At 66.9% G+C, this 22,463-nt stretch carries 21 protein-coding genes; 10 read left to right on the top strand and 11 right to left on the bottom strand.

Going from position 1 to position 22,463, the window contains the following annotated elements; all coding sequences use genetic code 11:
* Positions 1–51: 51 nt before the first annotated feature.
* Genes G6N58_RS07360 through G6N58_RS07340 form a run of 5 tightly spaced genes read right to left on the bottom strand, consistent with a single transcriptional unit; the run spans position 52 to position 4,200 of the window.
* Entirely contained in the window at positions 52–390 is a 339-nt protein-coding gene (locus tag G6N58_RS07360) for a YciI family protein (protein ID WP_115279174.1), read from the bottom strand.
* Positions 387–1,700 carry an MFS transporter gene (locus G6N58_RS07355; protein ID WP_115279175.1) on the bottom strand — a complete coding sequence of 438 codons (1,314 nt, stop codon included), beginning with the start codon at positions 1,698–1,700 and terminating at the stop codon, positions 387–389. Before G6N58_RS07355 ends, G6N58_RS07360 begins: the two co-directional genes overlap by 4 nt.
* Positions 1,701–1,736: 36 nt before the next feature.
* On the bottom strand, positions 1,737–2,477 hold the full coding sequence (locus tag G6N58_RS07350) for an SDR family NAD(P)-dependent oxidoreductase (RefSeq protein ID WP_197746398.1): 741 nt from the start codon (positions 2,475–2,477) through the stop codon (positions 1,737–1,739).
* On the bottom strand, positions 2,471–3,736 hold the full coding sequence (locus G6N58_RS07345; protein ID WP_115279176.1) for a CaiB/BaiF CoA transferase family protein: 1,266 nt from the start codon (positions 3,734–3,736) through the stop codon (positions 2,471–2,473). The genes G6N58_RS07350 and G6N58_RS07345 overlap by 7 nt, the downstream gene beginning before the upstream one ends.
* On the bottom strand, positions 3,733–4,200 hold the full coding sequence (locus G6N58_RS07340) for a MaoC/PaaZ C-terminal domain-containing protein (RefSeq protein WP_115279177.1): 468 nt from the start codon (positions 4,198–4,200) through the stop codon (positions 3,733–3,735). The genes G6N58_RS07345 and G6N58_RS07340 overlap by 4 nt, the downstream gene beginning before the upstream one ends.
* Before the next feature lie 125 nt (positions 4,201–4,325).
* Here G6N58_RS07340 and G6N58_RS07335 point away from each other — a divergent pair, with 125 nt between their 5' ends.
* On the top strand, positions 4,326–5,285 hold the full coding sequence (locus G6N58_RS07335) for a LysR family transcriptional regulator (RefSeq protein WP_115279178.1): 960 nt from the start codon (positions 4,326–4,328) through the stop codon (positions 5,283–5,285).
* 14 nt (positions 5,286–5,299) lie between these two features.
* Here the strand turns inward: G6N58_RS07335 and G6N58_RS07330 are convergent, their stop codons facing one another.
* The gene (locus tag G6N58_RS07330) at positions 5,300–5,623 is read right to left on the bottom strand and encodes an EthD family reductase (protein WP_068919237.1); all 324 of its coding nucleotides are present in this window, start codon (positions 5,621–5,623) and stop codon (positions 5,300–5,302) included.
* Positions 5,624–5,851: 228 nt separating this feature from the next.
* On the opposite strand from G6N58_RS07330, the gene G6N58_RS07325 reads away from it, so the two are divergent.
* Together G6N58_RS07325 and G6N58_RS07320 are read left to right on the top strand one after the other, a co-directional pair.
* Positions 5,852–8,155, top strand: coding sequence for a putative bifunctional diguanylate cyclase/phosphodiesterase (locus tag G6N58_RS07325; protein ID WP_115279179.1), 2,304 nt, complete (start codon positions 5,852–5,854; stop codon positions 8,153–8,155).
* A gap of 80 nt (positions 8,156–8,235) precedes the next feature.
* Positions 8,236–8,919, top strand: a complete 684-nt coding sequence (locus G6N58_RS07320; protein ID WP_147289353.1) for a hypothetical protein — start codon at positions 8,236–8,238, stop codon at positions 8,917–8,919.
* A 12-nt stretch (positions 8,920–8,931) separates the two neighbouring features.
* Here the strand turns inward: G6N58_RS07320 and G6N58_RS07315 are convergent, their stop codons facing one another.
* Positions 8,932–9,741, bottom strand: a complete 810-nt coding sequence (locus G6N58_RS07315; protein ID WP_115279181.1) for a DUF1906 domain-containing protein — start codon at positions 9,739–9,741, stop codon at positions 8,932–8,934.
* A gap of 255 nt (positions 9,742–9,996) precedes the next feature.
* Here G6N58_RS07315 and G6N58_RS07310 point away from each other — a divergent pair, with 255 nt between their 5' ends.
* Entirely contained in the window at positions 9,997–11,091 is a 1,095-nt protein-coding gene (locus G6N58_RS07310; RefSeq protein ID WP_115279182.1) for a coiled-coil domain-containing protein, read from the top strand.
* Position 11,092: 1 nt separating this feature from the next.
* Here G6N58_RS07310 and G6N58_RS07305 read toward each other — a convergent pair whose 3' ends face one another.
* Positions 11,093–11,836 (bottom strand): SDR family NAD(P)-dependent oxidoreductase, encoded by a 744-nt coding sequence (locus G6N58_RS07305; protein WP_115279183.1) that lies wholly within the window; start codon positions 11,834–11,836, stop codon positions 11,093–11,095.
* A gap of 97 nt (positions 11,837–11,933) precedes the next feature.
* On the opposite strand from G6N58_RS07305, the gene G6N58_RS07300 reads away from it, so the two are divergent.
* On the top strand, positions 11,934–12,539 hold the full coding sequence (locus G6N58_RS07300) for a TetR/AcrR family transcriptional regulator (RefSeq protein WP_068919223.1): 606 nt from the start codon (positions 11,934–11,936) through the stop codon (positions 12,537–12,539).
* Here the strand turns inward: G6N58_RS07300 and G6N58_RS07295 are convergent.
* On the bottom strand, positions 12,536–13,444 hold the full coding sequence (locus G6N58_RS07295) for a serine hydrolase (RefSeq protein WP_115279184.1): 909 nt from the start codon (positions 13,442–13,444) through the stop codon (positions 12,536–12,538). The genes G6N58_RS07300 and G6N58_RS07295 overlap by 4 nt on opposite strands.
* 154 nt (positions 13,445–13,598) lie before the next feature.
* Here G6N58_RS07295 and G6N58_RS07290 point away from each other — a divergent pair, with 154 nt between their 5' ends.
* Together G6N58_RS07290 and G6N58_RS07285 are read left to right on the top strand one after the other, a co-directional pair.
* Positions 13,599–14,717 carry a cellulase family glycosylhydrolase gene (locus G6N58_RS07290; protein ID WP_068919221.1) on the top strand — a complete coding sequence of 373 codons (1,119 nt, stop codon included), beginning with the start codon at positions 13,599–13,601 and terminating at the stop codon, positions 14,715–14,717.
* Positions 14,718–14,777: 60 nt separating this feature from the next.
* Positions 14,778–15,632, top strand: a complete 855-nt coding sequence (locus G6N58_RS07285; protein ID WP_115281700.1) for an HpcH/HpaI aldolase/citrate lyase family protein — start codon at positions 14,778–14,780, stop codon at positions 15,630–15,632.
* 13 nt (positions 15,633–15,645) lie between these two features.
* Here the strand turns inward: G6N58_RS07285 and G6N58_RS07280 are convergent, their stop codons facing one another.
* Both G6N58_RS07280 and G6N58_RS07275 read right to left on the bottom strand, forming a co-directional pair.
* Complete coding sequence (locus G6N58_RS07280) at positions 15,646–17,613, bottom strand: S9 family peptidase (protein ID WP_115279186.1); 1,968 nt, start codon at positions 17,611–17,613, stop codon at positions 15,646–15,648.
* 25 nt (positions 17,614–17,638) lie between these two features.
* Positions 17,639–18,307, bottom strand: a complete 669-nt coding sequence (locus G6N58_RS07275) for an NADPH-dependent F420 reductase (RefSeq protein WP_115279187.1) — start codon at positions 18,305–18,307, stop codon at positions 17,639–17,641.
* Positions 18,308–18,408: 101 nt separating this feature from the next.
* Between G6N58_RS07275 and G6N58_RS07270 the strand changes: the two genes are divergently transcribed.
* The 3 genes from G6N58_RS07270 to G6N58_RS07260 are packed head-to-tail and all read left to right on the top strand — an operon-like array spanning position 18,409 to position 22,395.
* Positions 18,409–19,329: a CPBP family intramembrane glutamic endopeptidase gene (locus tag G6N58_RS07270; protein WP_232067769.1), complete on the top strand. Its 921-nt coding sequence runs from the start codon at positions 18,409–18,411 to the stop codon at positions 19,327–19,329.
* Positions 19,301–20,962 (top strand): acetolactate synthase large subunit, encoded by a 1,662-nt coding sequence (locus G6N58_RS07265; protein ID WP_115279189.1) that lies wholly within the window; start codon positions 19,301–19,303, stop codon positions 20,960–20,962. The genes G6N58_RS07270 and G6N58_RS07265 overlap by 29 nt, the downstream gene beginning before the upstream one ends.
* On the top strand, positions 20,959–22,395 hold the full coding sequence (locus tag G6N58_RS07260; protein WP_115279190.1) for a short-chain fatty acid transporter: 1,437 nt from the start codon (positions 20,959–20,961) through the stop codon (positions 22,393–22,395). The genes G6N58_RS07265 and G6N58_RS07260 overlap by 4 nt, the downstream gene beginning before the upstream one ends.
* Positions 22,396–22,463: the final 68 nt, after the last annotated feature.

Below are 22,463 nucleotides of genomic sequence, written 5' to 3'. Positions count from 1 at the left end.
GCTCCTGATCTCTGGGTCGGACTCGGGTGACGGCTCGGCACATGTCCTGCACTACTGCCGCGCGAGGAACGCCGTAAAATCCATCGAACGTCGGTCGCCATCGCTGGGTACGAATTCGATGACGGTGTACTCGGCAATGCCGTTGTGAACGAAAGGGTCTGTGCTGAAGAGCGTCTCGACACTCTGGCGGTCTGGCCCGACCAGGATTGTGGCGCCGCCGCGGGCCGGAATCTGGCGACCCGACACGAGAATCCTGCCCTCGGCGTAGCGCTGCGCCACCCACCGCGCGTGTTCCGGGAGGAAACTCTCTACCTGCTCGATCGGCACGAGGTAGCGGGACAGCGCGATGAAGACGTTCAGGGGTGTCATGTCCTGTTCAGCGCGGCTCACTGTACGGACTCGTTGACGCCTCGGTAGTTCTTGATCGTCACGAGGGTGGCGAGGCTGATCACCGACGCTGCAATGAGGTAGTAGGCCGGCGAGGCCGGAGATCCGGTGGTCTCGCGCAGGAATCCGGCCACATAGACCGCGGTCCCGCCGAAGATGGCGGCGCCCAGGTTGTAGGCGAGCCCGAAGGTACTCATGCGCACAGCCGCGGGAATGAACTCGACGAACATCGCGGCGGGTGGGCCGACCACCAGCGAGACGCCGAATGCCATGACGATGACACACACGATGGCCAGCGGGAGGCTTCCCATTCCCAGGACCGTCAGCAACGGCCAACTCATCACGATCATGAAAACCGCACCTGCCATGCAGATCTGCTTGCGTCCGGTGCGTTCTGACAGAAGACCGACCAGCGGGAAGAAGATGACGTTGGCGGAGTTGGCGATCACCGTCAACAGGACCACCTGGCCGGACGAGTAGCCGTCTGCTCGTAGCAGTGAGGGCAGGTACGCGAGAAACGTGTAGGTCGAGACGAACAGGAACGCCGACAGTCCGATCGTCTGGAAGAACACCTTGCGGTTTGGCCCACGCATCGAATCGCGCAAAGGCGTCTTGGTCAAGCCGCCGGTTTCCTTCAGGTGCTCGAAGACGGGGCTTTCTTCGAGTCGAAGGCGAACGTAGAGACCGACAATGCCGATGGGAAGTGAGAGCAGGAACGGGATGCGCCACGCCCAGCTTTCCATCGCATCTGGGCCGGCCGCTGCCTCGGTCAGGAACACCACCAGGGTGCCGAGGAGGAACGCGGATGCCGAACCCGCCTGCAGTAGGCAGGAATACAGGCCGCGCCTGCCCACGGGTGCATGCTCGTTGACGAAGGTTGCCGCTGAGATGAACTCCCCGCCCGCAGAGAATGCCTGGCCGAGTCGCAGCAACACGACGATGATCGGAGCGGCGAGCCCGATCACGTCGGCGCCGGGGGTCAGGCCGACCAGGACCGTGCATCCAGTCATGATCACCAGCGATCGAATCAGGACCGCACGTCGACCGACCCGGTCCCCCATGGGACCCAGGATGGCGCCACCCAGCGGGCGCGCCAGGAACCCGACCCCGAAGATCGCGAAGGCGGCGAGGAGTTGGGCGCCGTCGCTGGCTTCCGGGAAAAAGGCCCTGCCGATGTACACCGCCAGTAGCGCGTAGAGGCCGTAGTCGTAATACTCAACAAGCTGGCCGACGACGCCGGCGGTGACTACCCGCCGCACGTTGGCCGGGTCATCCACAGCCGTGGACGTTCTGTTGGCGACGTTTTCTGTCATGGTGATCTTCCTCGTTGAAGGGTGCGATGGGACCGGCTACGGCATGACCCCGCCGCCGTTGGGCGACAGAGTCTGGCCTGTGAAGAATGTGGCTTCGGGACTCAGGAGATACAGCACTGCGCCGGCTACCTCGTCCGCCGTTCCGAACCGGCCCATGACGGACTTTCCCACCTTGCGGGCAACCCACTGCTGATCGGACATGTACGGGGTGTTCATCGGGGATTCGATCGGTCCGGGCGCGACCGCGTTGACGCGGATCTTCGGGGCGAGGTCGTGAGCGAGCGCTCTGGTCAGGCCCAGCACCCCACCTTTGGATGCCGCGTAGGCAGCCACATTCGGCGCCCCGGTGTAGGCCAGCTGTGAGGCGATGTTGACCACCGAACCGCCTTCGCCCGCAGACAGAGCCTGACGCAGGGCGTGCACCATCCGGAAGGTGCCGGAGAGATTCACATCGATGACCCGCGCCCATGTCTGCTCGTCCAGGTCCTCGAAGGATCTCTCGACGAGCACGCCGGCATTGTTCACCAGGCCCTCGATGCCAGTGCCGTACCGCGTGATCTCCCGGGCGAATGTCCTCACCGATGCGGTGTCGGCCACATCAACCGGTAGGACCAGGGATTCGGGTATGTCGGCGGACAGCGCGTGGCCCTCCGCAAAGGTGGAGGGGTGGCAGGCCAGCACCGCGACACCGCCGCGGCGGTGGACCGCCCGCGCGATCGCAGCACCGATGCCACCTGTGGCCCCCGTGATCACGACCATCCGGCCCGGGGTCACCACGCTGGTGTCTGCCTGGTCGACTCGGCGCCGACCACCCCGGAGTGCCGCAACGCGTCGATCTGGGCGCTGTCGAGTCCGAGTTCGGCGAGGATGGACTGGTTGTGCTCTCCCACCATGGGTGGAAGCAGGCGCACAGTTCCCGGCGTGCCGCTCAGCTTGACGGGCATGCCCACCAGGCGCATGGCACCGGCTACGGGATGCTCGAGCTCGAGAATCATGTTGTTGTGCAGCACCTGTGGATCGTCGAAGAGCTCGTCGTAGTCATTGACCGGTGCGCTGAGCAGGTCTTGCTTCTCAAGCCGGGAGACGCATTCGTCGCGGGTGAAACGGGAAGCCAACGCTTGTACGACCGCGTGCGAACGCGCCGGATCGGCCTTCATCGACTCGGTTGATGCCATCAGCGGATTCGCAGTCTCGGCTTCGTCGGCATCCAGTGCCTGGCAGATACGTGACCACGGCTCGTCGACGAAGACGTCGGCGACGAGCACGAACGACTTGCCGTCGATTCCTGTGTAGATCCCGTAGAGGCCGGTGCTGCCGCTGTGCGCTATTCCGCCGGGGGAGCGGGGAAACGCCTCGCGGCGGTTGAGGAATTCGCTGCCCTCCTGCAGATGCATGGCGATGGACGAGTTCAGCAGGGAGACATCGACTACCTGCCCCTGCCCGGTGCGATCCCGGGCGGCGAGCGCCAGCATCATCCCTTGGGCCAGATGCATTGCGGCGAGGTAGTCCACCGCATAGGTACCGATCGCACTCGGCTGTTCCGGGGAGCCGGTGAGTGCGATGATGCCGCCCATGGCCTGCGCCGCCAGGTCCTGTCCGCGGCGGTGGCGGTAGGGCCCGGTGCGGCCGTACCCGGACGCGTACGCCGAAATGATCCGGGGATTGAGTTGGACGAGATCCTCGTGTCCGAGGCCGAGTCGCTCCATGACACCCGGCCTGAAATTGCTCACGACGATGTCGGAACGCCGCACCAGTTCATCGAGGATGGGGCGTGCCTGGGGGTCTTTGACGTCCAGGCTCAAGCTGCGCTTGTTGCGGTTGTTCGCCGCCCAATGCGGACTCCAGCCGTTGACTCGAGTTCCATTACGGCGACCTATCTCTCCGATGTCGGGCCGTTCGACCTTGATGACCTCGGCGCCGAAGTCAGCCAACACCTGGGTGCCCGACGGCCCCTGCTCCAGCTGGGTGAAGTCGAGGATTCGTACGCCCTCATACACCAGTTGCGTCTGATTCTCGGATCCGTTGTGCGACGTCATCGTCCGACCTCCTCCAGCGTGCGCATCAGGATGGCTTTGGTGCCGCTCTGCAGCACCTCGCTGCGCTGGTTGCAGACGTCCACATCGAATGTCACGATGCCCTGGTCATCCCGGGAACGCCGCAATCTCAGTTCGCTGATGCGGTAGTCGACGTGGATGGTGTCGCCGATGAAGATGGGTGCCTTGAATTTCCAGTCGGATATACCGAGGAAGGCGAGAGCGCAGTCGCGGAACAACCCCGAACCCATGATCAGGCCGTGGGCATAGGACAGTCCGAGTAGACCGTGAGCGATCCGCTGGCCGAATTCGGTTGCCGCGGCGAATTCCTGATCGAGGTGGACAGGAGAACCGTCGCCGGTGAGACCCGCGAAGCCCACTATGTCGTATTCGGTGATGGTCCGACCGCCGCTGGTGAATGCGTCACCGACTGCGAGATCGCTCCAAATGAGACTGCCTGCTGTCATTGGCTCCGATGCCCTTTCGCTCGGCGCTAACCGTAGGTTCGGCGATCTGCCAGGGTCAATGAGTTCGATGCAACAAAGATGGGTAATTTATGCATTAAGTGGCAACATACTGGTATAAATGCTGGATGCCGGCCCCGAACAGACGCACGGAGTGGCCTCGCGATCGCCTCACCTCGATCACCCTGCAGCAGCTCCGGGCATTTCAGGTGGTCGCTGACGCGACCAACTTCACCAAGGCTGCGCGCCGGCTGCAGACGTCCCAGTCCGCTCTGAGCCGTAGCATCCGCCAGCTCGAGACCGGAGTCGGCGCTCAGCTGTTCAGTAGGAGCACGCGCTCTGTCGAGCTCACGCCGGAAGGCGAAGAGCTGCTTCGAATTTGCGGACCCATCACCGTCTCGTTGATGCACGGGATCGACGGGTTCGGGCACTTCGTCGCCGGACGGGCGGGACGGCTCTCGGTGGCCGCGATTGTCTCGTACGCGTCGGTACTGCTACCCGGGTTGCTCGCCGCGTTCGTGCGAGACCGCCCGCAGGTCGAGATCCGGGTCGAGGATGGCTGGGCCAGCAACGTCCTCGACGACCTCGACCGCGGCGGCTCGGAAGTCGCCATCACCGCCGACGACGTCGACCTCGAGCGTTACGAGATACTGCCCCTCGCATTGGAGCGTTTCTACGCCATCGCTCAAAGAAGTCATCCCTGGGAAGCGCGAAACGAGATCCTGTGGAAGGACTTCGCCGACCAGCAGATGGTGTCCGCGCGGTTCGGGACGAGTGTCCGGTCCATCGTGGACCGACATCTGACGCAGTCCGGCGTCTCGATCGAGGACCACATTCAGGTGTCCAACATGGGCACCCTGGGTGGGCTGGTGCGGGAAGGCTTCGGGGTGTCAGCGCTGCCGGCCATGGAGTTCGCCGGTTATCGGATCGACGACGTTGTGAAGGTGCCGATCCAGGGAGCAACCCGCACCGTCGGCCTGATCACCCTGCGCGGTCGATCGCTGTCGCCCGTGGCCCGGACGTTCTGCGAGCTCGCCCCTGCGTTGGTGGCCTCGATGCCACTTCCCGACGGGGTGTCTGCGGTGTGAACCCGCGGCGCTGATCAGGAGTTGGCGGCAATCTCGATGTCGGAGAACAGGACTCGCACGCCGCCGGTCGACAGCCTGCCCATGGCCTCGAAGAACGCCCCCGCCTCGGGTGTGGTGACTGCGGCGCTGGCAGCGTCGTAGTCGGTGTAGTACAGGTCGATCATGCGGTAGGCCGGTGTGGGGCTGCCGTCTTCTTTGGGCCACACCCGCGAGGTCTCCATACGCACATAGCCCGGAATGGCGCGGGCGAGATCGAGCTGCTCGGTCTGATAGGCAGCGTCGAAAGCAGCGGGGTCGGTGGGGTTGTCATAGATGACGGTGATCTTTGTTTCGGCCACGGTTGGCTCCTCCCAGGTCCTGCGCGGCAGCGCGCGACAATTAGCTTTCCACGACGGTGCTGCAGAGGCATGCCGAAACCGGGGCCGGTGGGCCGACGCGATGAGTGACGCGCAGCGCACGAGACCTATCCAACACATGCTTTTGCTCCGCCCACAGCCCGTTTCTTCTAGTCTTTGCATTCAATGCAGGTCGCTCGATGACCTGCGTGCTGGTCGCGAGGAGCCGCGTTGCGCAGGTCAGGAATCATCGCAGCGGCGGCGCTGGCGGTGTTCTCCGCGTTGCTGCTCAGCGGGTGGGGCGGCCCGGCCGTGCTGCAGCTGGTGAGCAACCTGGGCTCGCTCTTGTTCGGCGGGGCTGCTCTGGGCTGCACCGCCGCCGCGGCCCGGTCGAGCTCCGGACCGCAACGCCGGGCCTGGGTGGCGCTGGCGGCAGGCCTGGCCGGCTGGGTGGCCGGCGACGTGATCTGGGCCTGGTATGAACTCGTGCTGCGCGAGACCGAGGCCCCGTTCCCGAGCGTCGCCGACGTGGGTTATCTGTTGTTCCCCGTTGCAGCGTGCGTCGCCCTGATGACGTTCCCGGTCGGGTACACCCGCCAGTCGCGACTACGGCTGTCTCTGGACGGGATCCTCGTCGCCGGGTCACTGTTCGTCCTGGCCTGGGCTCTGGGCCTGGGGGAGGTGTTCAGCACCAGCGTCGAATCGGTGTCGACGTTCGTGGTGTCGCTGGCCTATCCCCTGAGTGACCTGGTGCTCCTGACCACAGCGCTGCTCGTCCTGGCCACCGCGCAACCAGCACAACGGGCCTCGATCGGACTGCTGACGGCAGGGCTGGTCTGTATGGGTGTGTCCGACAGTGCTTTTGTGTACCTGGTCGCCGAACAGGATTACGTCAGCGGCCACCCCATCGACATCGGATACGCAGCGGGGTTGACGCTGATGGCGCTGGCGGCGTTGCGGCGGGTGCCGAATCACCAGGGCAAGGTGGTCGCGTCCCTGTCGGCAGCGGCGTTGTGGTTTCCCTACCTGCTGCTGCCCATCGCCATCGGCGTGGGTCTGGTGGCCTCGGTGGAGGAGGCCAACGATCTCCCGACATTCGTGGCGCTCGCGATCGTGATCGCGGCGGTTCTGGTGCGGCAGTTCCTGGTGCTGGCCGACAACCGCCGCCTGCTGGAGACCATGGCGGCGCAGGCCCTCCACGATCCGCTGACCGGCCTCGCGAACCGGACCCTGCTGCGCGAGCGGCTCTCAGCTGCCATGGCGGCGGACCGAGCCGGTGACCGTTCACTCGCGGTGCTGTGCATCGACCTCGATGACTTCAAACTGGTCAACGACTCGCTGGGGCATGCCGCCGGCGACGCGCTGCTGGTGGAAGCAGGGGCTCGCATCCGGGGTTGCGTGCGGGGCACGGACACCGTCGCCCGGCTGGGTGGCGATGAGTTCGCGGTGCTGCTCGAGGATGCCCCGGACCTTCCCATCGAGGTGGCGCACCGTATTCGACAGGCCTTCGACGCGCCGTTCGTGCTCGAAGGGCAACCGTGGGTGGTGCTGCCCAGTGTCGGAGTGGCCACCACCGCCCACGCCGCCACGGCCGACGTGATTCTGCGCAACGCCGATCTGGCCATGTACGCCGCCAAGCGGGACCGGGGCGCGGGCGTGGCCACGTATGCACCGGACATGGCGCTGATCGAGCGTGACGAAACCGACTTCGCCCGGCTGCGGGGCAACGCGGGGCCGGCGTCCAGCCCGGTACTGTTCGACGAGTTGCGCCGCGCTCTGGAGGCCGGCGATCTCGGGGTGGTGTACCAGCCGAAGTTCGCCTGCCCGTCGGGCGAGGTTGTCGGCGTGGAGACACTGGTGCGCTGGTCACACCCCCGCCTGGGGCCTCTGCCTCCGGAGGTGTTCCTCGCGGTGGCGCGCACCAACGGCCTGATGGGTGCACTGACCGAGTTCGTGGTGACCCGCGCCGCCGTGGACGCAGCGCAGTGGCGCAATTGTGGCCGGGAGCTGGGGATCGCGGTCAACCTGTTTGCGCCCAAGCTCACCGATCCCGACTTCTCGAAGCGGGTGCTGGCCATCCTGCACGCCTACGAGATCCCCCCCAGCTGGCTCACCATCGAGACCACCGGCGAGATCGTGCTCGAACACCGAGCCAGGGCGGTGGCGGTGCTGCGGAGCTGGCGAGAGCACGACGTGCGCATCGCCATCGACGGCTTCGGCGACCGGCACTCCGCGCTGAGCAGCCTGCCCCACCTGGAGGTGGACGAACTCAAACTCGATCACACCCTGATCGCCGCGATGTCGTCGAATGCCGGCGCGCAGGTGGTGGTGACGTCGGCGATCGATCTGGCGCACGCCCTGGGGATGTGTTGTGTCGCCAAGGGCGTCGAGGACGCCATCACGGCCCGCCTGCTCAGCGATCTGGGTTGTGATGTGATTCAGGGGAATCACTGCAGCGCACCGGTTCTCGCGGCCGAGGTGCTCGACGTCGCGCCACTCGATCTCACCGCCAAGCCTGTGTCCCGTGACTCGTGACGGCGACCGGCGGGTTGCGATTCGATGACGGTGCGCCGGTTCACGCTCGGCCCGCCCAGCGGCCCACCACGATCGATGCCATGACCGAGACTGTCGTGGGGAACGTGCCGGATGACTGCACACAGGTGATCGTGGTCTATGCCGACTCCTTCGAGAGCACCGACGGGGTGCTCTTCTGCTACGAGCGTGAGTCCAAGGACTCGCCCTGGGTCGAGCGCGCAGGCAGCGACAAAGGCGACGGCCTCCTTGTGTACCTGGGCGAAGGTGCCATCGGTGGGGCAGGGGACAACAGTTTCGAGACGCCCATCGGCTCGTTCCCGCTGGGCGTCGCGTTCGGCCACGAGCCCAACTTCGGCTGCGACATGGACTACTTCGAAGCTGTCGACGGAGTCGACTTCTGGGATTCCGGATTCGAGTACTGGTTCGACGACTATTCGCAGAACCTGCCGACGACGTACAACACCCACATCACCAAGGATGCGATTCGGCCGCCGAAGGATGGCGTGACCCACGAAGTGGAGTCGCTGGGCACCGAACCCGCCTACGATTACGCGGTTTTCGTCGACCACAACCCGAGCCGGCGGCCCGGTTGGGGGTGCGCGATCTTCCTGCACTGTAAGGAAGATGATGACGACGACAGCGACACCGACCAGCTCACCGAGGGCTGCATCGCCGCTGACAGCACCCTGATGCGGTGGATTCTGCAGTGGCTGCGCAAAGCTCGGCACCCGCACCTCAGCGTGATCACCGGACTCGACGAGTGAGCGGGCGTCGACTCAGGTGTGCAGGTTCCACTGGCCGACGTCCTGGGCCAGGACGTCGTTGACGTCGACTTCGTAGCCCCCGACCAGTGGGCCGGGGTTCGAGGCGGTGGCCACGATGCGTTGGTAGAGAACGGCATTGGGATGCACGCGACTGCCTGACCAGGCCTTGGTCTGCCACGCCCACACCCGGCCGGGGGTGCGGGAGTTGCCGATCACACCGGACACCGCCGCCCAGTGGCACACGTCGATGCCGCCGTACACACCGGTGCGCTGCACCCCGAGCACAGAGTTGATGCCGTAGAACCAGGGCAGCGCCACCGTCTTCCAGGTGTCGAGGCTGATGTCCTCGTCGATGGAGAAGTAGATGGGGGCGTTGCGGGTCCCGCCCGCTGCGGTGTGCAGCTGCCAGGCTGTCTTGGCGTCGGCGACTCCGCCGGCATAACCGCGGGTGAAGTCCGAGGGGGCGCTGCCGCCCGGCTTGCCGTACTGGTAGTTGCTGACGATCACCAGTCCCGCCTGGGCCAGGGACTCGGCGTAGGGCCGCGTGATCGGTTTGGCGCCGAAGTTCGTACCCGGACGCGACAGCGATACGTAGTTCACGACGCCGGCGTAACCGGCGGCCTTGATGTCCGCGGCCGGTATCTGGTGCGCGGCGTAGTCGATCAGCATCGGCCCCGCCGCAGCGGCTGTGGGGCTTCCGAGCGCCGCCGCCCCGGCGCCGAGGCCGGCGACGGCTGTTGCCGCGGCGGCGTACCGCAGCGCGTCACGTCGGGTTACCGGGCGCGACGGCCGAGTGCCGAGGGTGTCCGGTGAGTCCTGCACGGCCCGATGTTAACGATGGGGCGGATGTTAATCGGGAAGCCTCGCCGAGGAGGCCCGCTGCCCGCGTGCTGGGCGGGCGAGGGCTCTCTTTTCGCTGGCGCGTCGACAGCGGGTGGCCGAGCGGCGGTGACGGTTAGCTGGTCGCCGGGGACCGCTTGGGGTGGGTGGACAGCGCCGATGCCGGTTCGTAGCCTGTCCGGGACAGTGCAGCTGGACCGGGGTCGGTCCGTGGGACGAAGGGGCGTGAGAGTCCGGATGGCCGTTCGCCCACCACTTCGGCGAACGATCTGCGCTTCGGTGGCGGCGGCACTGGTGGTCGCTGGCGCGGTGAGCGAGGTGCGCGCCGACCCGGCCGCCGATGCACTGGCCCGGCTCAACGAGCTGTCCAGCCAGGCACTGCAGAGCCGCCAGGCCGTCACCGCCGCCCAGAGCGATGTGGAAGCCAAACTCGCCGCCCAAACCGCCGCCGAGGAACGCCACCGCGCCGACCTCGACACTCTGCGCGTCGCCAACGCCCGCCTGGAACCGTTCCAAGCTGCGATCGATCAGGTGGCGGTGATGACCTACATGAGCGGGCGCACCGGTCAGCTCACCGCGGCGCTCACCGCGGAGTCGCCGCAGCAGCTGATCGACGGCTTGGCGGTCCAGCGAGCGGTGGCCACCGAGGCGGCCGTGCAGCTCGACGGTCTGCGTCAGGCGCAGGCGCGCGCCGGCGCCGCCGCTCGGACCTCAGAGCGCTCTGCCGCGGAGGCGCGCACCGCGGCGGAGCAGGCTGCGGCGGTCCGCGCCGAGCTGCAGGCCGCCCTCAACGAGATGCTGCGCCAGATCTCCGCCGCGGAGGCTCAGTACGCCGCACTGACACCGCAGCAGCAGGCGGCCGTCGACATCGCAGCCGCGCCGCCGCCCCCGCCCTTCGCCGCGATGCCCGGTATGCCCGGCGACGTCGCTGCCCCGGCCGCCCCACTGCCGCCGGTCCCTTCCGCGGCGCTGAACCCGGAGGCGTTGCCCGTCGGGGTGGCCTCGGAGGTCGGCCTACAACCCAATACCGTGCTCGCGGCCCGGGCGGTCAGCGCACAGTTCCCGCAGATCTCCGAGATCGGCGGGGTGCGACCGGACTCCAAGCCCTGGCATCCGAGCGGCCTGGCGATCGACATCATGATCCCGAACTCGGGTAGCCCCGAAGGCATCGCACTCGGGGACCAGATCATGAACTTCTTCCTGACCAATGCCGCCCGGTTCGGCATCCAAGACGTGATCTGGCGCGGCGTCTACTACACGCCGTCCGGTCCGGCGGGGTCCGGCTACGGTCACTTCGACCACGTGCACCTGACCACGACGCCCCGCCGCTAGATCAGAACTGGCTGGCGCCGCCGTCGACGTACACCTCGGAGCCGGTCATGAACGAGCTGCGGTCGGAGGCCAGGAAGGCGACCACACTGCCGATCTCGGCCGGGTCGGCCCGGCGCTTCATGGGCACGGTGGCGGTGAGATCATCCAGGGCGTCATCGGAGCCGGCGAACAGGTCAGCCAATCCCGGGGTGTGGGTCAATCCCGGCGCGACGACGTTGACCCGGATCTTGCGGTCCAGCAGTTCCGCGGCCCAGCTGCGGCCGAGGGAGCGGATCGCGGCTTTGGATGCGGCGTAGATGCTGGCACCGGGCGCCGCCTTGATGTCCCCGTTCGAGCCGCAGAGGATGATCGACGCGCCGTCGTTGAGCAGGGGCAGAACGGACTGGACGGCGAAGACGATGCCGCCGACGTTGACGTCGAAGATGCGGCTGTGCAGCTCGCGGGTGATCTCGCCGAGGGGGGCGAACTCGTTGATGCCCGCGTTCGCGAACACAATGTCCAGTCCGCGTCCCGCCGCCTCGATGGTGGACGCGACGCGGTCCAGATCAGCCTGATCGGTCACGTCGGCACGGATCGAGGTGGCCTTGTCTGACCCGATATCGGCCACCGCGTCGGCCAGCGCCTCCTCGCGGCGGCCGACGAGGAAGACGTGGGCCCCCTCGCCGGCGAGCGCCTGCGCTCCGGCCAGGCCGATGCCCGAGGTGGCTCCGGTGACGAGAGCGGTTTTGCCGATGAGAGTCGACATGTGATCCTCCAGATTTGTACCAGTCGGTTGGAAACTTGACCATAGCAGTTTTGTACCGATCGGTTAAAGCGGCTGGATGACGGTTAGGATCGCGGCCATGGGCGAACGACATGCCGGAGGGCGGCCGCGCACCTTCGACGAGGATCGCGCGCTCGAGCGTGCCATCGATGTGTTCTGGCGACTCGGCTACGAGGGCGCCTCGATGGCAGAGCTGACTCATTCGATGGGCATCAACAAGCCCAGCCTGTATGCCGTCTACGGCGGAAAAGAAGATCTGTTCACCCGTGCGCTGGAGCAGTACGGTCGCACCGCCCACCGGAACCTCGCGGCCGTGCTGGCGCGCCCCACCGTGTACGGCGTGCTGGAGTCCTATCTGCGCGCCACTGCCGAGGCGGTACGGGCGGGAAGCGAGCCTGGGTGCCTGTCGATCCAAGGTGGATTGTCGTGCGGTCCCAACAACGCCCGCGTGCCGCAGCTACTGGCCGACTACCGCCGCGGCATCGAAGAGGCAGTGGCAACGGCCCTTGCGGCCACTGAGGACGCGGCCGCGGTGGACACCGCTGCCCTGGCGCGATTCGCCGTCACCATCGGGCAGGGGCTCGCGGTCGACGCGGCCGGGGGCACATCGCAGGACAAACTCGACACCGCGGTCGATGTGGCGCTCGCCGGTCTGGCGAGTCTGCTTGCGCCGCAGAGGGACTAGATCCGTCCGCCTGGGAACATCGTCTCCACCGCCTGGGTGATGTGCTGGCGCGCAGCTGCTTCGCCGGTGGGGTCCAGCGAGCTGATGGCCATCACGTACCGGCGGTCCGGACCGATGATGCCGGTGGACACATGCAGCTGATTTCCGCCGTTCCAGCAGCAGAACCACCCTTGCTTGACGGCCACCGACTCGGCGAACAAGCCCTCGGGGATGCCGAACCTCTGGGGGTAACCGTCCAGACCCGTAGGGGTGGACTGCGCGAGGTTGCCGACGATCACCTCGGTCTGCTCAGGCGGCAGTCCGCCGGCGCCGTCGAGCAACATGTCGTAGTAGCGCACCAGATCGTTGGCAGTGCTCTGCGTCACATCCCAGCGCCCGTTGTAGGGAGCAGTGGTGCCGCCCAGGCCGTAGCGCTGCTTGATCCGCGCGATCACGGCGCTACCGCCGCTGCGGTCCCAGAACATCTGAGCCGCACTGTCATCCGACGCGCGCAGCATGCTCTCCAGCGATTTCCGGTCCGCCGCAGACAGTTCCGTCTCGCCGCGTGACTCCTGGAGCAACAGGTCGTCGGCGATGAACAGCTTCACCACCGACGCGATGGGGAACGCCTGGTCGGCGCGGTCGGAGATCAGCTGCCCGGTATCGCGGTCCAGCGCGGCCACCGTGATGTCGGCGCCTTCGGCCGCGGCGTCCGCAGTCGCCTGCAGGGTGCGGGCACCGAGACCTTCGAAGGGTGCAGGCACATCCGCGGGCGGCGCCGCAGGCACCTCGGAGACCGTTGCCTGCGGGGGTGTCTCGGCACCCGCGGGAGGCATGCCCGAGCTGTGTGCTTCACATCCGGAGAGGAGTACCGCCGCCATCACCGCGGCTACGCCGGTGCCGGCCCATCTCGACAGCGCCACCATCAACCCCTTCTGGAACAGCCGGCCCAGAGCGGGCCGTGTAGACGATCTGACTGGAATGCCCAGATCAACGGATGTGTAACAGTTTGTTACCCGAACGGTTGCAATGTCATTCGGGTGTGGAGACCGGGCTGCGCAACGCCCTAGGTTCGGTGCAGTGCGCCGCCGAACCGTCCTTCAACTCTCCGCCCTCGCGGCAGTGGGCGCAGCACTGGGGCATTCTCCCACTGCAGCGGCGGCCACCGCACGCTGGAGCGCTGAACAGGCCAATTCCTGGTACCGCCAGCAGGGCTGGTTGGTCGGTGCGAACTACATCACGGCGACGTCCAGCAACCAGCTCGAGATGTGGCAGGCCGGCACCTACGATCCGCGGCGGATCAACGGGGAACTGCAGGTGGCTCGACAGATCGGGTTCAACACCGTCCGGGTCTTCCTGCACGACCAACTGTGGGCGCAGGACCGGGCCAACTTCCTGCGCCGGGTGGGCCAGTTCGTCGACATCGCCGCCAGTCACGGGATCAAGCCGCTGTTCGTCCTGTTCGACTCGTGCTGGGACCCGCATCCACGGCTCGGCCCGCAGAAGACGCCGACCGCCGGTGTGCACAATTCGCGGTGGGTGCAGGGGCCGGGCGCCGAGCTGATCGACAAGCCGGAGTACCAGCCGGTGATGCGGGACTACGTCACCGGCATCATCGGAGCGTTCCGCAACGACCCCCGGGTGCTGGGCTGGGACCTGTGGAACGAACCGGACAATCCCGCACCGCAGTACAGCGACGTCGAGCGCAGCGACAAGGCCGAGGTGGTGGCGGCGCTGCTGCCGCAGGTCTTCGAGTGGGCCCGCTCCGTTGGTCCGGCCCAGCCCCTGACCAGTGGCGTCTGGCGCGGATCGTGGCGCAACCCCACTGGCATCATGGCCACCCAGCTGGACAACTCCGACATCATCACCTTCCACAGCTACGCCCCGCCGGAGCAGTTCGAGGAGCGCATCGACGAACTCGCCCCGCTCGGGCGGCCGATCCTGTGCACGGAGTACCTGGCGCGCGGCGACGACAGCACCATCGAGGACATCCTTCCGATTGCCAAACGGCGCGGTGTCGGCGCCTACAACTGGGGTCTGGTCGCCGGACGTACCCAGACCTACTTCCCGTGGGATTCCTGGGAGCAGCCGTATGCCACCGTGCCCGAGAAGTGGATGCACGATCTGGTCCATCCGGATGGCCGGGCTTTCCGGACCAGTGAAATCCAGACCATCCAGAAGCTGGCGCGCGGTGCCTGAGGCGTGAACAAAATGTGCACAACCTTGGCCTGAGGACCGCTTCCCCCCACCATGGAGGCCATGAGTCTGGTTTCTTCGCAGCTGGCCGAGCGTGTCCGCAAGCCGCACTGGTCGTTGGCACGGACGTGGCTGCTGCAACCGGGCCTGCCGGAGGGCTCCGACGCGTTCGACGCCGCCGATGCGAGCACCGCCGATGTGGTGGTTCTCGACATCGAAGACGGGCTGCCCGATGCGCTCAAGGATGCCGGCCGACGAACGGTGGCCGAGTACCTGCGCGACGACCGGTCGGCCTGGGTGCGGATCAACTGCGTGAGCAGCCCGAGGTGGAGTGAGGACCTGGCGGCGGTGGCGGACGCGCCCGGCCTGGCCGGGGTGATGTTGGCCAAGACGGAATCCGCCGACGACATCAGCGCGACCGCAGCCCGGTTGCCCGTCGGCACACCGGTGGTCGCGTTGATCGAGTCGGCCCTGGGCATCGAGTGCGCCCTCGAGGTCGCGCGCACTCCGGGCTGCTCTCGAATTGCCTTCGGCGTCGGCGACTTCCGTCGCGACACCGGGATGAGCGCTGAGCCCACGGTGCTGGCCTACGCGCGAGCCCGACTGGTGATCGCCAGCCGCGCCGCCGGGTTGCCCGCGCCGATCGACGGTCCGACGTTGCGTTCGGCCGCCCAGGATCTGGCCCGCGATACCGACGTGGCCAAGAGCGCCGGCATGACCGCTCGCCTGTGTCTGGACGCCGCGCACGCCGACGCCATCAATGCGCTGCTGAGCCCCTCGCCGCTGGACATCGACGAGGCGCACCGCACCCTGGCCTGTCTGGACGCACCCACCGGCGTGTACGACGGCAGCGTCGGGCCCACCCGGGCGCGTGCCGAGGCGGTGCTGGATCTGGCGGCCAAGCTCGGGCTGGACTGAGCGTCAACCACTCTTACAGGTTCTCCACGACCACCGGCTCGATGTGCTCGTCGGCCGGCAGATCGAACCCGAAAACCTGTGCATAGAAAGACAATTCAGAGTCCAGCGCGCGTCGGATGTTGGCCGCCTGCCGGAACCCGTGTTGCTCACCGTCGAAGGCGACGTAGGCGACCGGCACACCTTTGGCGCGTAGCGCGTCGACGATCATCTCGGCCTGATTCGGGGGCACCACTTCGTCCTCGAGCCCCTGCAGCACGATCAGTGGCCGGTCGAACCCGTCGACGTGGTGGATCGGTGAGCGCTCGATGTACAGGTCGCGGCGTTCGGGATAGGGGCCGATGAGGCGGTCGAGGTACCGGCTTTCGAACTTGTGTGTCTCGGCGGCCAGAGCCTCGAGGTCAGCCACCCCGTAGTGACTGGCTCCGGCGGTGAACGTGTCACGGAACGCCAGCGCGGCCAACGTGGTGTATCCGCCGGCCGATCCACCACGGATGCACAGCCTGGCCGGGTCCACCCGGCCCTGCTCGGCCAGCCACCGGGCGGCGGCCTCGCAGTCATCGAGATCGACCACACCCCACTGGTTGCGCAGCTGGTTGCGGTAATTCCGTCCATATCCGGTGGACCCGCCATAGTTGACGTCCACCACCGCGAAACCCCTACTGGTCCAATATTGCGTGCCGAGCTGCAGCAGGGACCGGGCGGCGCTGGTGGGGCCACCGTGGATCAGCACCAGCAGGGGCGGCAGTTCCCCGGGTGTCGATTGCACATCCGGGTTGGTGGGCGGGTAGAACAGGGCATGCGCGGTGCGGCCACCGCTGGTGGGGAACGAGATCGGCTCAGGCACCGAAAACCAGGCCTGATCCAGCCCGAGTTCACGTGGTGCGCGCAGGATTCCGGAGTCCACTACGTCGCCGTGCTCCCCGACCGTCAGTGCTGCAACGGCCGGCTCGGCCACGGACGACGCGCCGATGAAGACGACCCGGTCGCCTTCGGCCTGGATCGAGCCGAACGACGTGTACGGCAGGTCTACGTCGACAACCCGACCGTCGGCGAGCCGGATCGCGAGGAAACCGAGACCGTTGTGCGACGACGCGAAGACTGTGCGACCGCCGGACAGGAACGCATAGCTCGACTGTCCGAACACCCATTGCGGCCCGCCGATCTCGGCATCCATGGTCACCATGGGATCAACCCGGTCACCCCCGGGAACCCAGCGGTAGAGGTTCCACCAGTCCGACCGGTCGGAGATGAACCACAGGCTGCCGTCACCGGCCCACCGGGGCTCGCTCACCGACTCACCGTCCGGGCGCCCCGCGACCACCCGCACCTCACCCAGGGTGGGGCCGATGTCGCTGTCGGTGAGAGCTGCTACACACAATTCGGTTCCGTCCCAGGGCATGTCGGGATGCGACCACTGCAACCAGCACACTGCGTCACCGCCGGGGGATACGCGCGGGTCGGAGACAAAATCGGGCCCGGTGACCAGCACCCGTGGAGCCAGCTCACCGGCGGCGTCGAGCACGACGATCTCGTTGACCACGTCGACGGGGCCGCCGCCGGGCCGGTGATGTTCGCGCACCACCAGGGCCCACCGGCCATCCGGGGTCACGCAGCCGTCGGCCCATCGATCACCACGCGGCACGTCCGGCTCGGGGGTCACCGGTACGGGCGCTTCGGCTCCGATGACGGTGTAGAGCCGTTGGTCTGACCAGTTGGTGAACCACACCCGCTCACCGGCCAACCACCATGCGCCGCCGCCGTACTCGTGCACCGCCGTGCGGGCGTTGAAGCCGGGTGCCAGCACATCGGAGGCTTCCCCGGTGCCGAGGCGGCGGACCAACTGAGTACGTCCGCCTTCGTTCGGTCGCTGCTCAGACCACACCACGGCTTCGTCCTGGATCCGGACATCACCGAGACCGGCGGCCGTGCGAACCACGAGTTCAGAGGTCACCGGGGTGGGCCAGGAGCCGAAGGTTGCCATGGGACCCCAGGGTAGGCGGTTCAGTTCACGCGGTGCGGGCGGACCACTCCGGGGTTCGTTCACGTGATGCCTGAGCCAGCGCCGCGATGGTCTTCGCTACATCGAAGTCTTTGCCGTACACCGGTGTTCCCGGCTGTTGGCGCCACGACTCGGCGATGGACCCGGCGTTCACCGGATCAAAACCGAGCTGATCTACGAGGTCGTGCACCAGGTCGCGCCCCGCGCCGTCCTCGCCCGCGACGGGAAGGGCGATCCGCCCCGCCGCGCCGGGCGGCTTGCCGCCTTCGAGCAGGTGCTTCCACCAGATGCCGTTGAATACCTTGTAGACGGGTGCACCGATCTGCTCGGCCACCCACGCGCTCTCGACCTGGCCGTCTTCGATCGCGGCGATCTCACCGTCACGCTGCTGGGGGTAGTAGTTGTTGGTCTCGATCACCGGCGCGCCCGATGTGCGCGCGTCGACGATGCCGTCCGCCAGATCGGGAACGTTCTTCTGCGGAATACTGACGATCACCAGATCGGCGTCGGCCGCCGCATCCTTCGCCCACACCGCGGTGGCTCCGGTCTCGGCGGCCAGCTCGGCGAGCGTCTCAGGCGAACGCGAGTTGGCGACGGCCACCTCGTGACCGAGGTGGCGTAGTCGCCGCGTCAGCGTCCCGCCGATGAGGCCTGCTCCGATGATTCCGATCCGCATTGCGCGCCTCCCGGTGTGTAGGTCCAACTCCGTCGCGCAACGCAGCTCCGGCGAGACCTATTCCGCAGATGCGGGGGATACCCCCACCATCACTAGGGGAGATGCCCCCGTTGTCCCCGGAAGCGGCAGGCGGTCAGATGGAGATCATGCGGTCATCGACACGACGAACCGGAATTCTCAGCTATATCGCCCTGTCCTTCGGACCCGCATGGGTGGCGTGGGCCGCGGTCGGCGCGATGGGATTGGGCCTGGACGATCCGGTGATCCAGCTGATCACCGCCGCATTCATCCCCGCAGCCGCAGCGGTGATCGTGCGGCGCTGGATCACCCGAGAGGGCTTTGCCGACGCCGGACTGCGGCTCGGGCTGCGCCGGAACTGGCGGATCTATGTCTTTGCTTCGGCATTACCGCCCCTGATCCTGGGTATCGCGCTGCTCATCGCCTGGGCCGGTGGCCTGTGGAACCCGGCGGCCACCGACTGGTCACAGCATCTGCTCTTCATCGCCGCCATCCCGGTGATACCGCTGCTGGCGATGCCGATCTTCTTCGGTGAGGAGTTCGGCTGGACCGCGTACCTACGGGATCGGCTGCTACCGGGCAGGCCGGTGGCCACCACCTTTGCCACCGGCCTGATCTGGGGAGTCTGGCACTGGCCACTGCCCTGGGTCGGCTATTTCGGCGCGCAGACCTCGGCGTGGGACGCGGTCATCGCGATGGTGCTGTGGATCCCGCTGTCCGTCCTGCTGGAGTTCCTCATCGGCTTTGTGTGGGGCCGCAGTGGATCGGTGTGGCCCTCGACGATCGTGCACGGCGGAGGCAATCTCGTGGTGGCGGCCGGACTGGACACGTTCACCGGTTCCGCCATGTCGATCACCACCAGCACGGTCGTCTACCTTCTGGCCATGACACCGGTGGTCGCAGCCACCCTGCTGTGGGGACGGTGGCGCACCGTGCCCCCTAGGCCGCACAACGCTGCTGTGGTTAGCTCGGCTGATGCCGGATCCCGGGCGCACCACCGCTGAACTGATCGTCGAGTGTCTGGAGAACGAGGGCGTCACGCACGTCTTCGGGATACCGGGTGAAGAGAACATCCGATTGGTCGACGCATTGTCGAGATCCTCGATCGACTACGTGCTGACCCGCCACGAACAGGGCGCGTCGTTCATGGCCGAGGTCTACGGGCGCCTGACCGGCAGAGCTGGGGTGTGCTCGGCGACCCTGGGCCCCGGCGCAATCAACCTGCTGCTGGGCGTTGCCGACGCGACCACGAATTCCACTCCGGTGCTCGCGCTTTCGGCGCAGGTCGGGATGCAGCGTAACTACAAGGAATCGCACCAGAGCGTGGATCTGGTTTCGATGTTCACCCCGGTGACCAAGTGGTCGGCCCTGATCGCCACTCCGGGCGCGGTACCGGAGATGGTGCGCAAGGCATTCAAGCTCGCGCAGACCGAACGGCCCGGGGCCGTGTATCTCGCGGTGCCCGAGGACGTCGAAGAAGCAGACGCCCCCGCCGGTGGCTTCCCGCTGCCGATCAACATGCCGCGGCCCGATGATCCGGCCGCCGCGCAGATCGCACGCGCCGCCGAAATCCTGCAAGGGGCCCGGAATCCGGTGCTACTCGCCGGCCACGGTGCAGTGCGTGGGGAGGCCGCCGCGGCGGTGCGCCGATTCGCCGAGTCACTCGGAATGCCGGTGGCGACCACCTTCCACGGCAAGGGCGTGATGCCCGACGATCACCCGCTGGCCCTCGGCGCGGTCGGCTTCATGCGCCACGATTACGTGAACTTCGGATTCGACCAGGCCGACGTGATCGTCGCCGCCGGTTATGAGTTGCAGGAGTTCGACCCGGTACGCATCAATCCCCGGGGTGAGACCAGGATCATCCACATCCACCGGTTCCCGGCAGAGGTCGACGTGCACTACGACGTGGCGGTGGGACTGCAGGCCGACATCGGTCGGTGCCTCGACGCGTTGGCGGCGGCGGTGACGCTCGATGAGCCGTATTCCTCGGGCAGTGAACGGATCCGGGACCTGCTCGCCGAGGAACTCGACCGCGGTCGGGTCGACGACAGCTTCCCGCTGACCCCGGCGCGCATCGTCGCCGACACCCGCCAAGCCCTGCGGCGCAACGACATCGTTCTGGTGGACACCGGTGCGCTCAAGATGTGGATGGCCCGGCTGTACCCGACCTATGAGCCGAACACCTGCCTGATCTCCAACGGCCTGTCCACGATGGGTTGGACGGTGCCGGGCGGGATCGCCGCCAAGATTGCCCGGCCCGAGGCCAACATCCTGGTGGCCACCGGTGACGGATCGTTCCTGATGAACTCCCAGGAGATCGAGACCGCGCTGCGGGTAGGCACCCCGATGGTGATCCTGGTGTGGGTTGACGACGCCTATGGTCTGATCAGCTGGAAGATGGACCTCGAGATCGGCCACAACGTGGACACCCGGTTCGCCAACCCCGACTTCGTTGCCTACGCCGAGAGTTTTGGTGCCACCGGGTACCGCATCACCTCCGCCGCCGAGTTACTGCCGACGCTGCAGCGGGCGCTGTCGGACGCCACTGTCAGCGTCATCGCCTGCCCGGTGGACTACGGCGCCAACAGTGCCCTGATCGCCAGCCTCGGTGAGCTGGACGAGTCCTGGTCATGAGCGCCGGGCCGGCCACCGACGGTGCACCTTCGGAGAAAGGGCTGGCGCGCGTCGCCCAGTCGCTGGCCGGGTGGACGGAGAAGTGGTTCCCGGACGCGTATGTGTTCGCGCTGGCCGGGGTGGTCGTCGTCGCCGTCGCCGCGCTGGCCAACGGTTCCTCACCGCAGACGGTGGTGACTGCGTTCGGTGACGGGTTCTGGGACCTGGCCACCTTCACGCTGCAGATGGCGATGGTGGTGTTGACGGGATACGTGGTGGCCACCAGTCCGCCGGTGGCTCGCATGATCGACCGCCTGGCGATGGTGCCGCAGAACGCCCGTAGTGCCGTCAGTTTTGTTGCAGTGCTGGCCATGTCGGTGTCGTTCCTGAACTGGGGTCTGAGCCTGGTGTTCGCAGGATTGCTGGCCCGCGCCATCGCGCGGCGCAGTGATCTGCGGGTGGACTACCGCGCGCTCGGCGCCGCGGCGTTCATGGGTCTGGGTGCCGTGTGGGCGCTGGGCATGTCGTCGTCGGCGGCGCAGCTACAGGCCACCGCCGGCTCGCTGCCGCCGGAACTGCTGGCCATCACCGGGGTCCTGGACTTCGGCGCCACCATCTTCACGTGGCAGTCGCTGCTCATGTGCGCGGTGATCATGGTGATCACCGCCGTCATCGCGCATTTCTCCGCACCCCGCGGCGTGGCCATCAGGACCGCCGAGGCGATGGAGATCGACCTCGACGATCAGCGCGACGAGGTGCCGCCCCGGTCGCGGCCCGGCGAGTGGCTGGAGTACAGCCGCATCCTGCCGATCGTGGCCGGGCTGATGACATTGGGCTGGTTGATCTCCCAATTGGTCACCAAGCCGGTCCTGACGGTGGTGAGCAGCCTCAACGGGTACCTGCTGGTGTTCTTGATCCTCGGTCTGGTGCTGCACGGGACGCCGCGGCGGTTTCTGCAGGCGGTCGCCGGGGCGGTGCCGGCCACCGGCGGAATCCTGGTTCAGTTCCCGCTGTACGCCGCGATGGCCGCCATCCTCACCACAGCCGAGGGGCGCAACGGCCACACCGTCTCCGATCTGCTGGCGCAGGCGTTCACCACCGTCGGCGGTGGATGGTTCGCGGTGGTGATCGCTCTTTACACCGTGGTGCTCGGTCTGTTCGTGCCCTCCGGCGGAGGGAAGTGGTTGGTCGAGGCGCCCTACGTCATGCAGTCGGCCACCGATGTCGGGATGAACCTGGGCTGGACGGTGCAGATCTACAACGTGGCCGAAGCGCTACCGAACCTGATCAACCCGTTCTTCATGTTGCCGCTGCTCGCAGTCCTCGGTCTGCGGGCTCGTGATCTGGTGGGATTCACGTTCCTGCAGTTCGTTTTCCACCTGCCGGTGGTGCTGGCTCTGGTGTGGCTGCTGGGGATGACGTTCGACTTCGTGCCGCCTGTGCTGCCGCGCTAGCGTTTTGCACTGCGTTAACGCGACTGGGCCGGAACCAGAAATGGTCCTCGTCAACTCTTCTCTCCAGA

The sequence above is a fragment of the Mycolicibacterium tokaiense genome (genome assembly GCF_010725885.1).
GTDB classification, from domain to species: Bacteria; Actinomycetota; Actinomycetes; order Mycobacteriales; family Mycobacteriaceae; genus Mycobacterium; species Mycobacterium tokaiense.
Note: the sequence above shows the minus strand (reverse complement) of the source record. Positions and strands in the feature narration are given on the sequence as shown.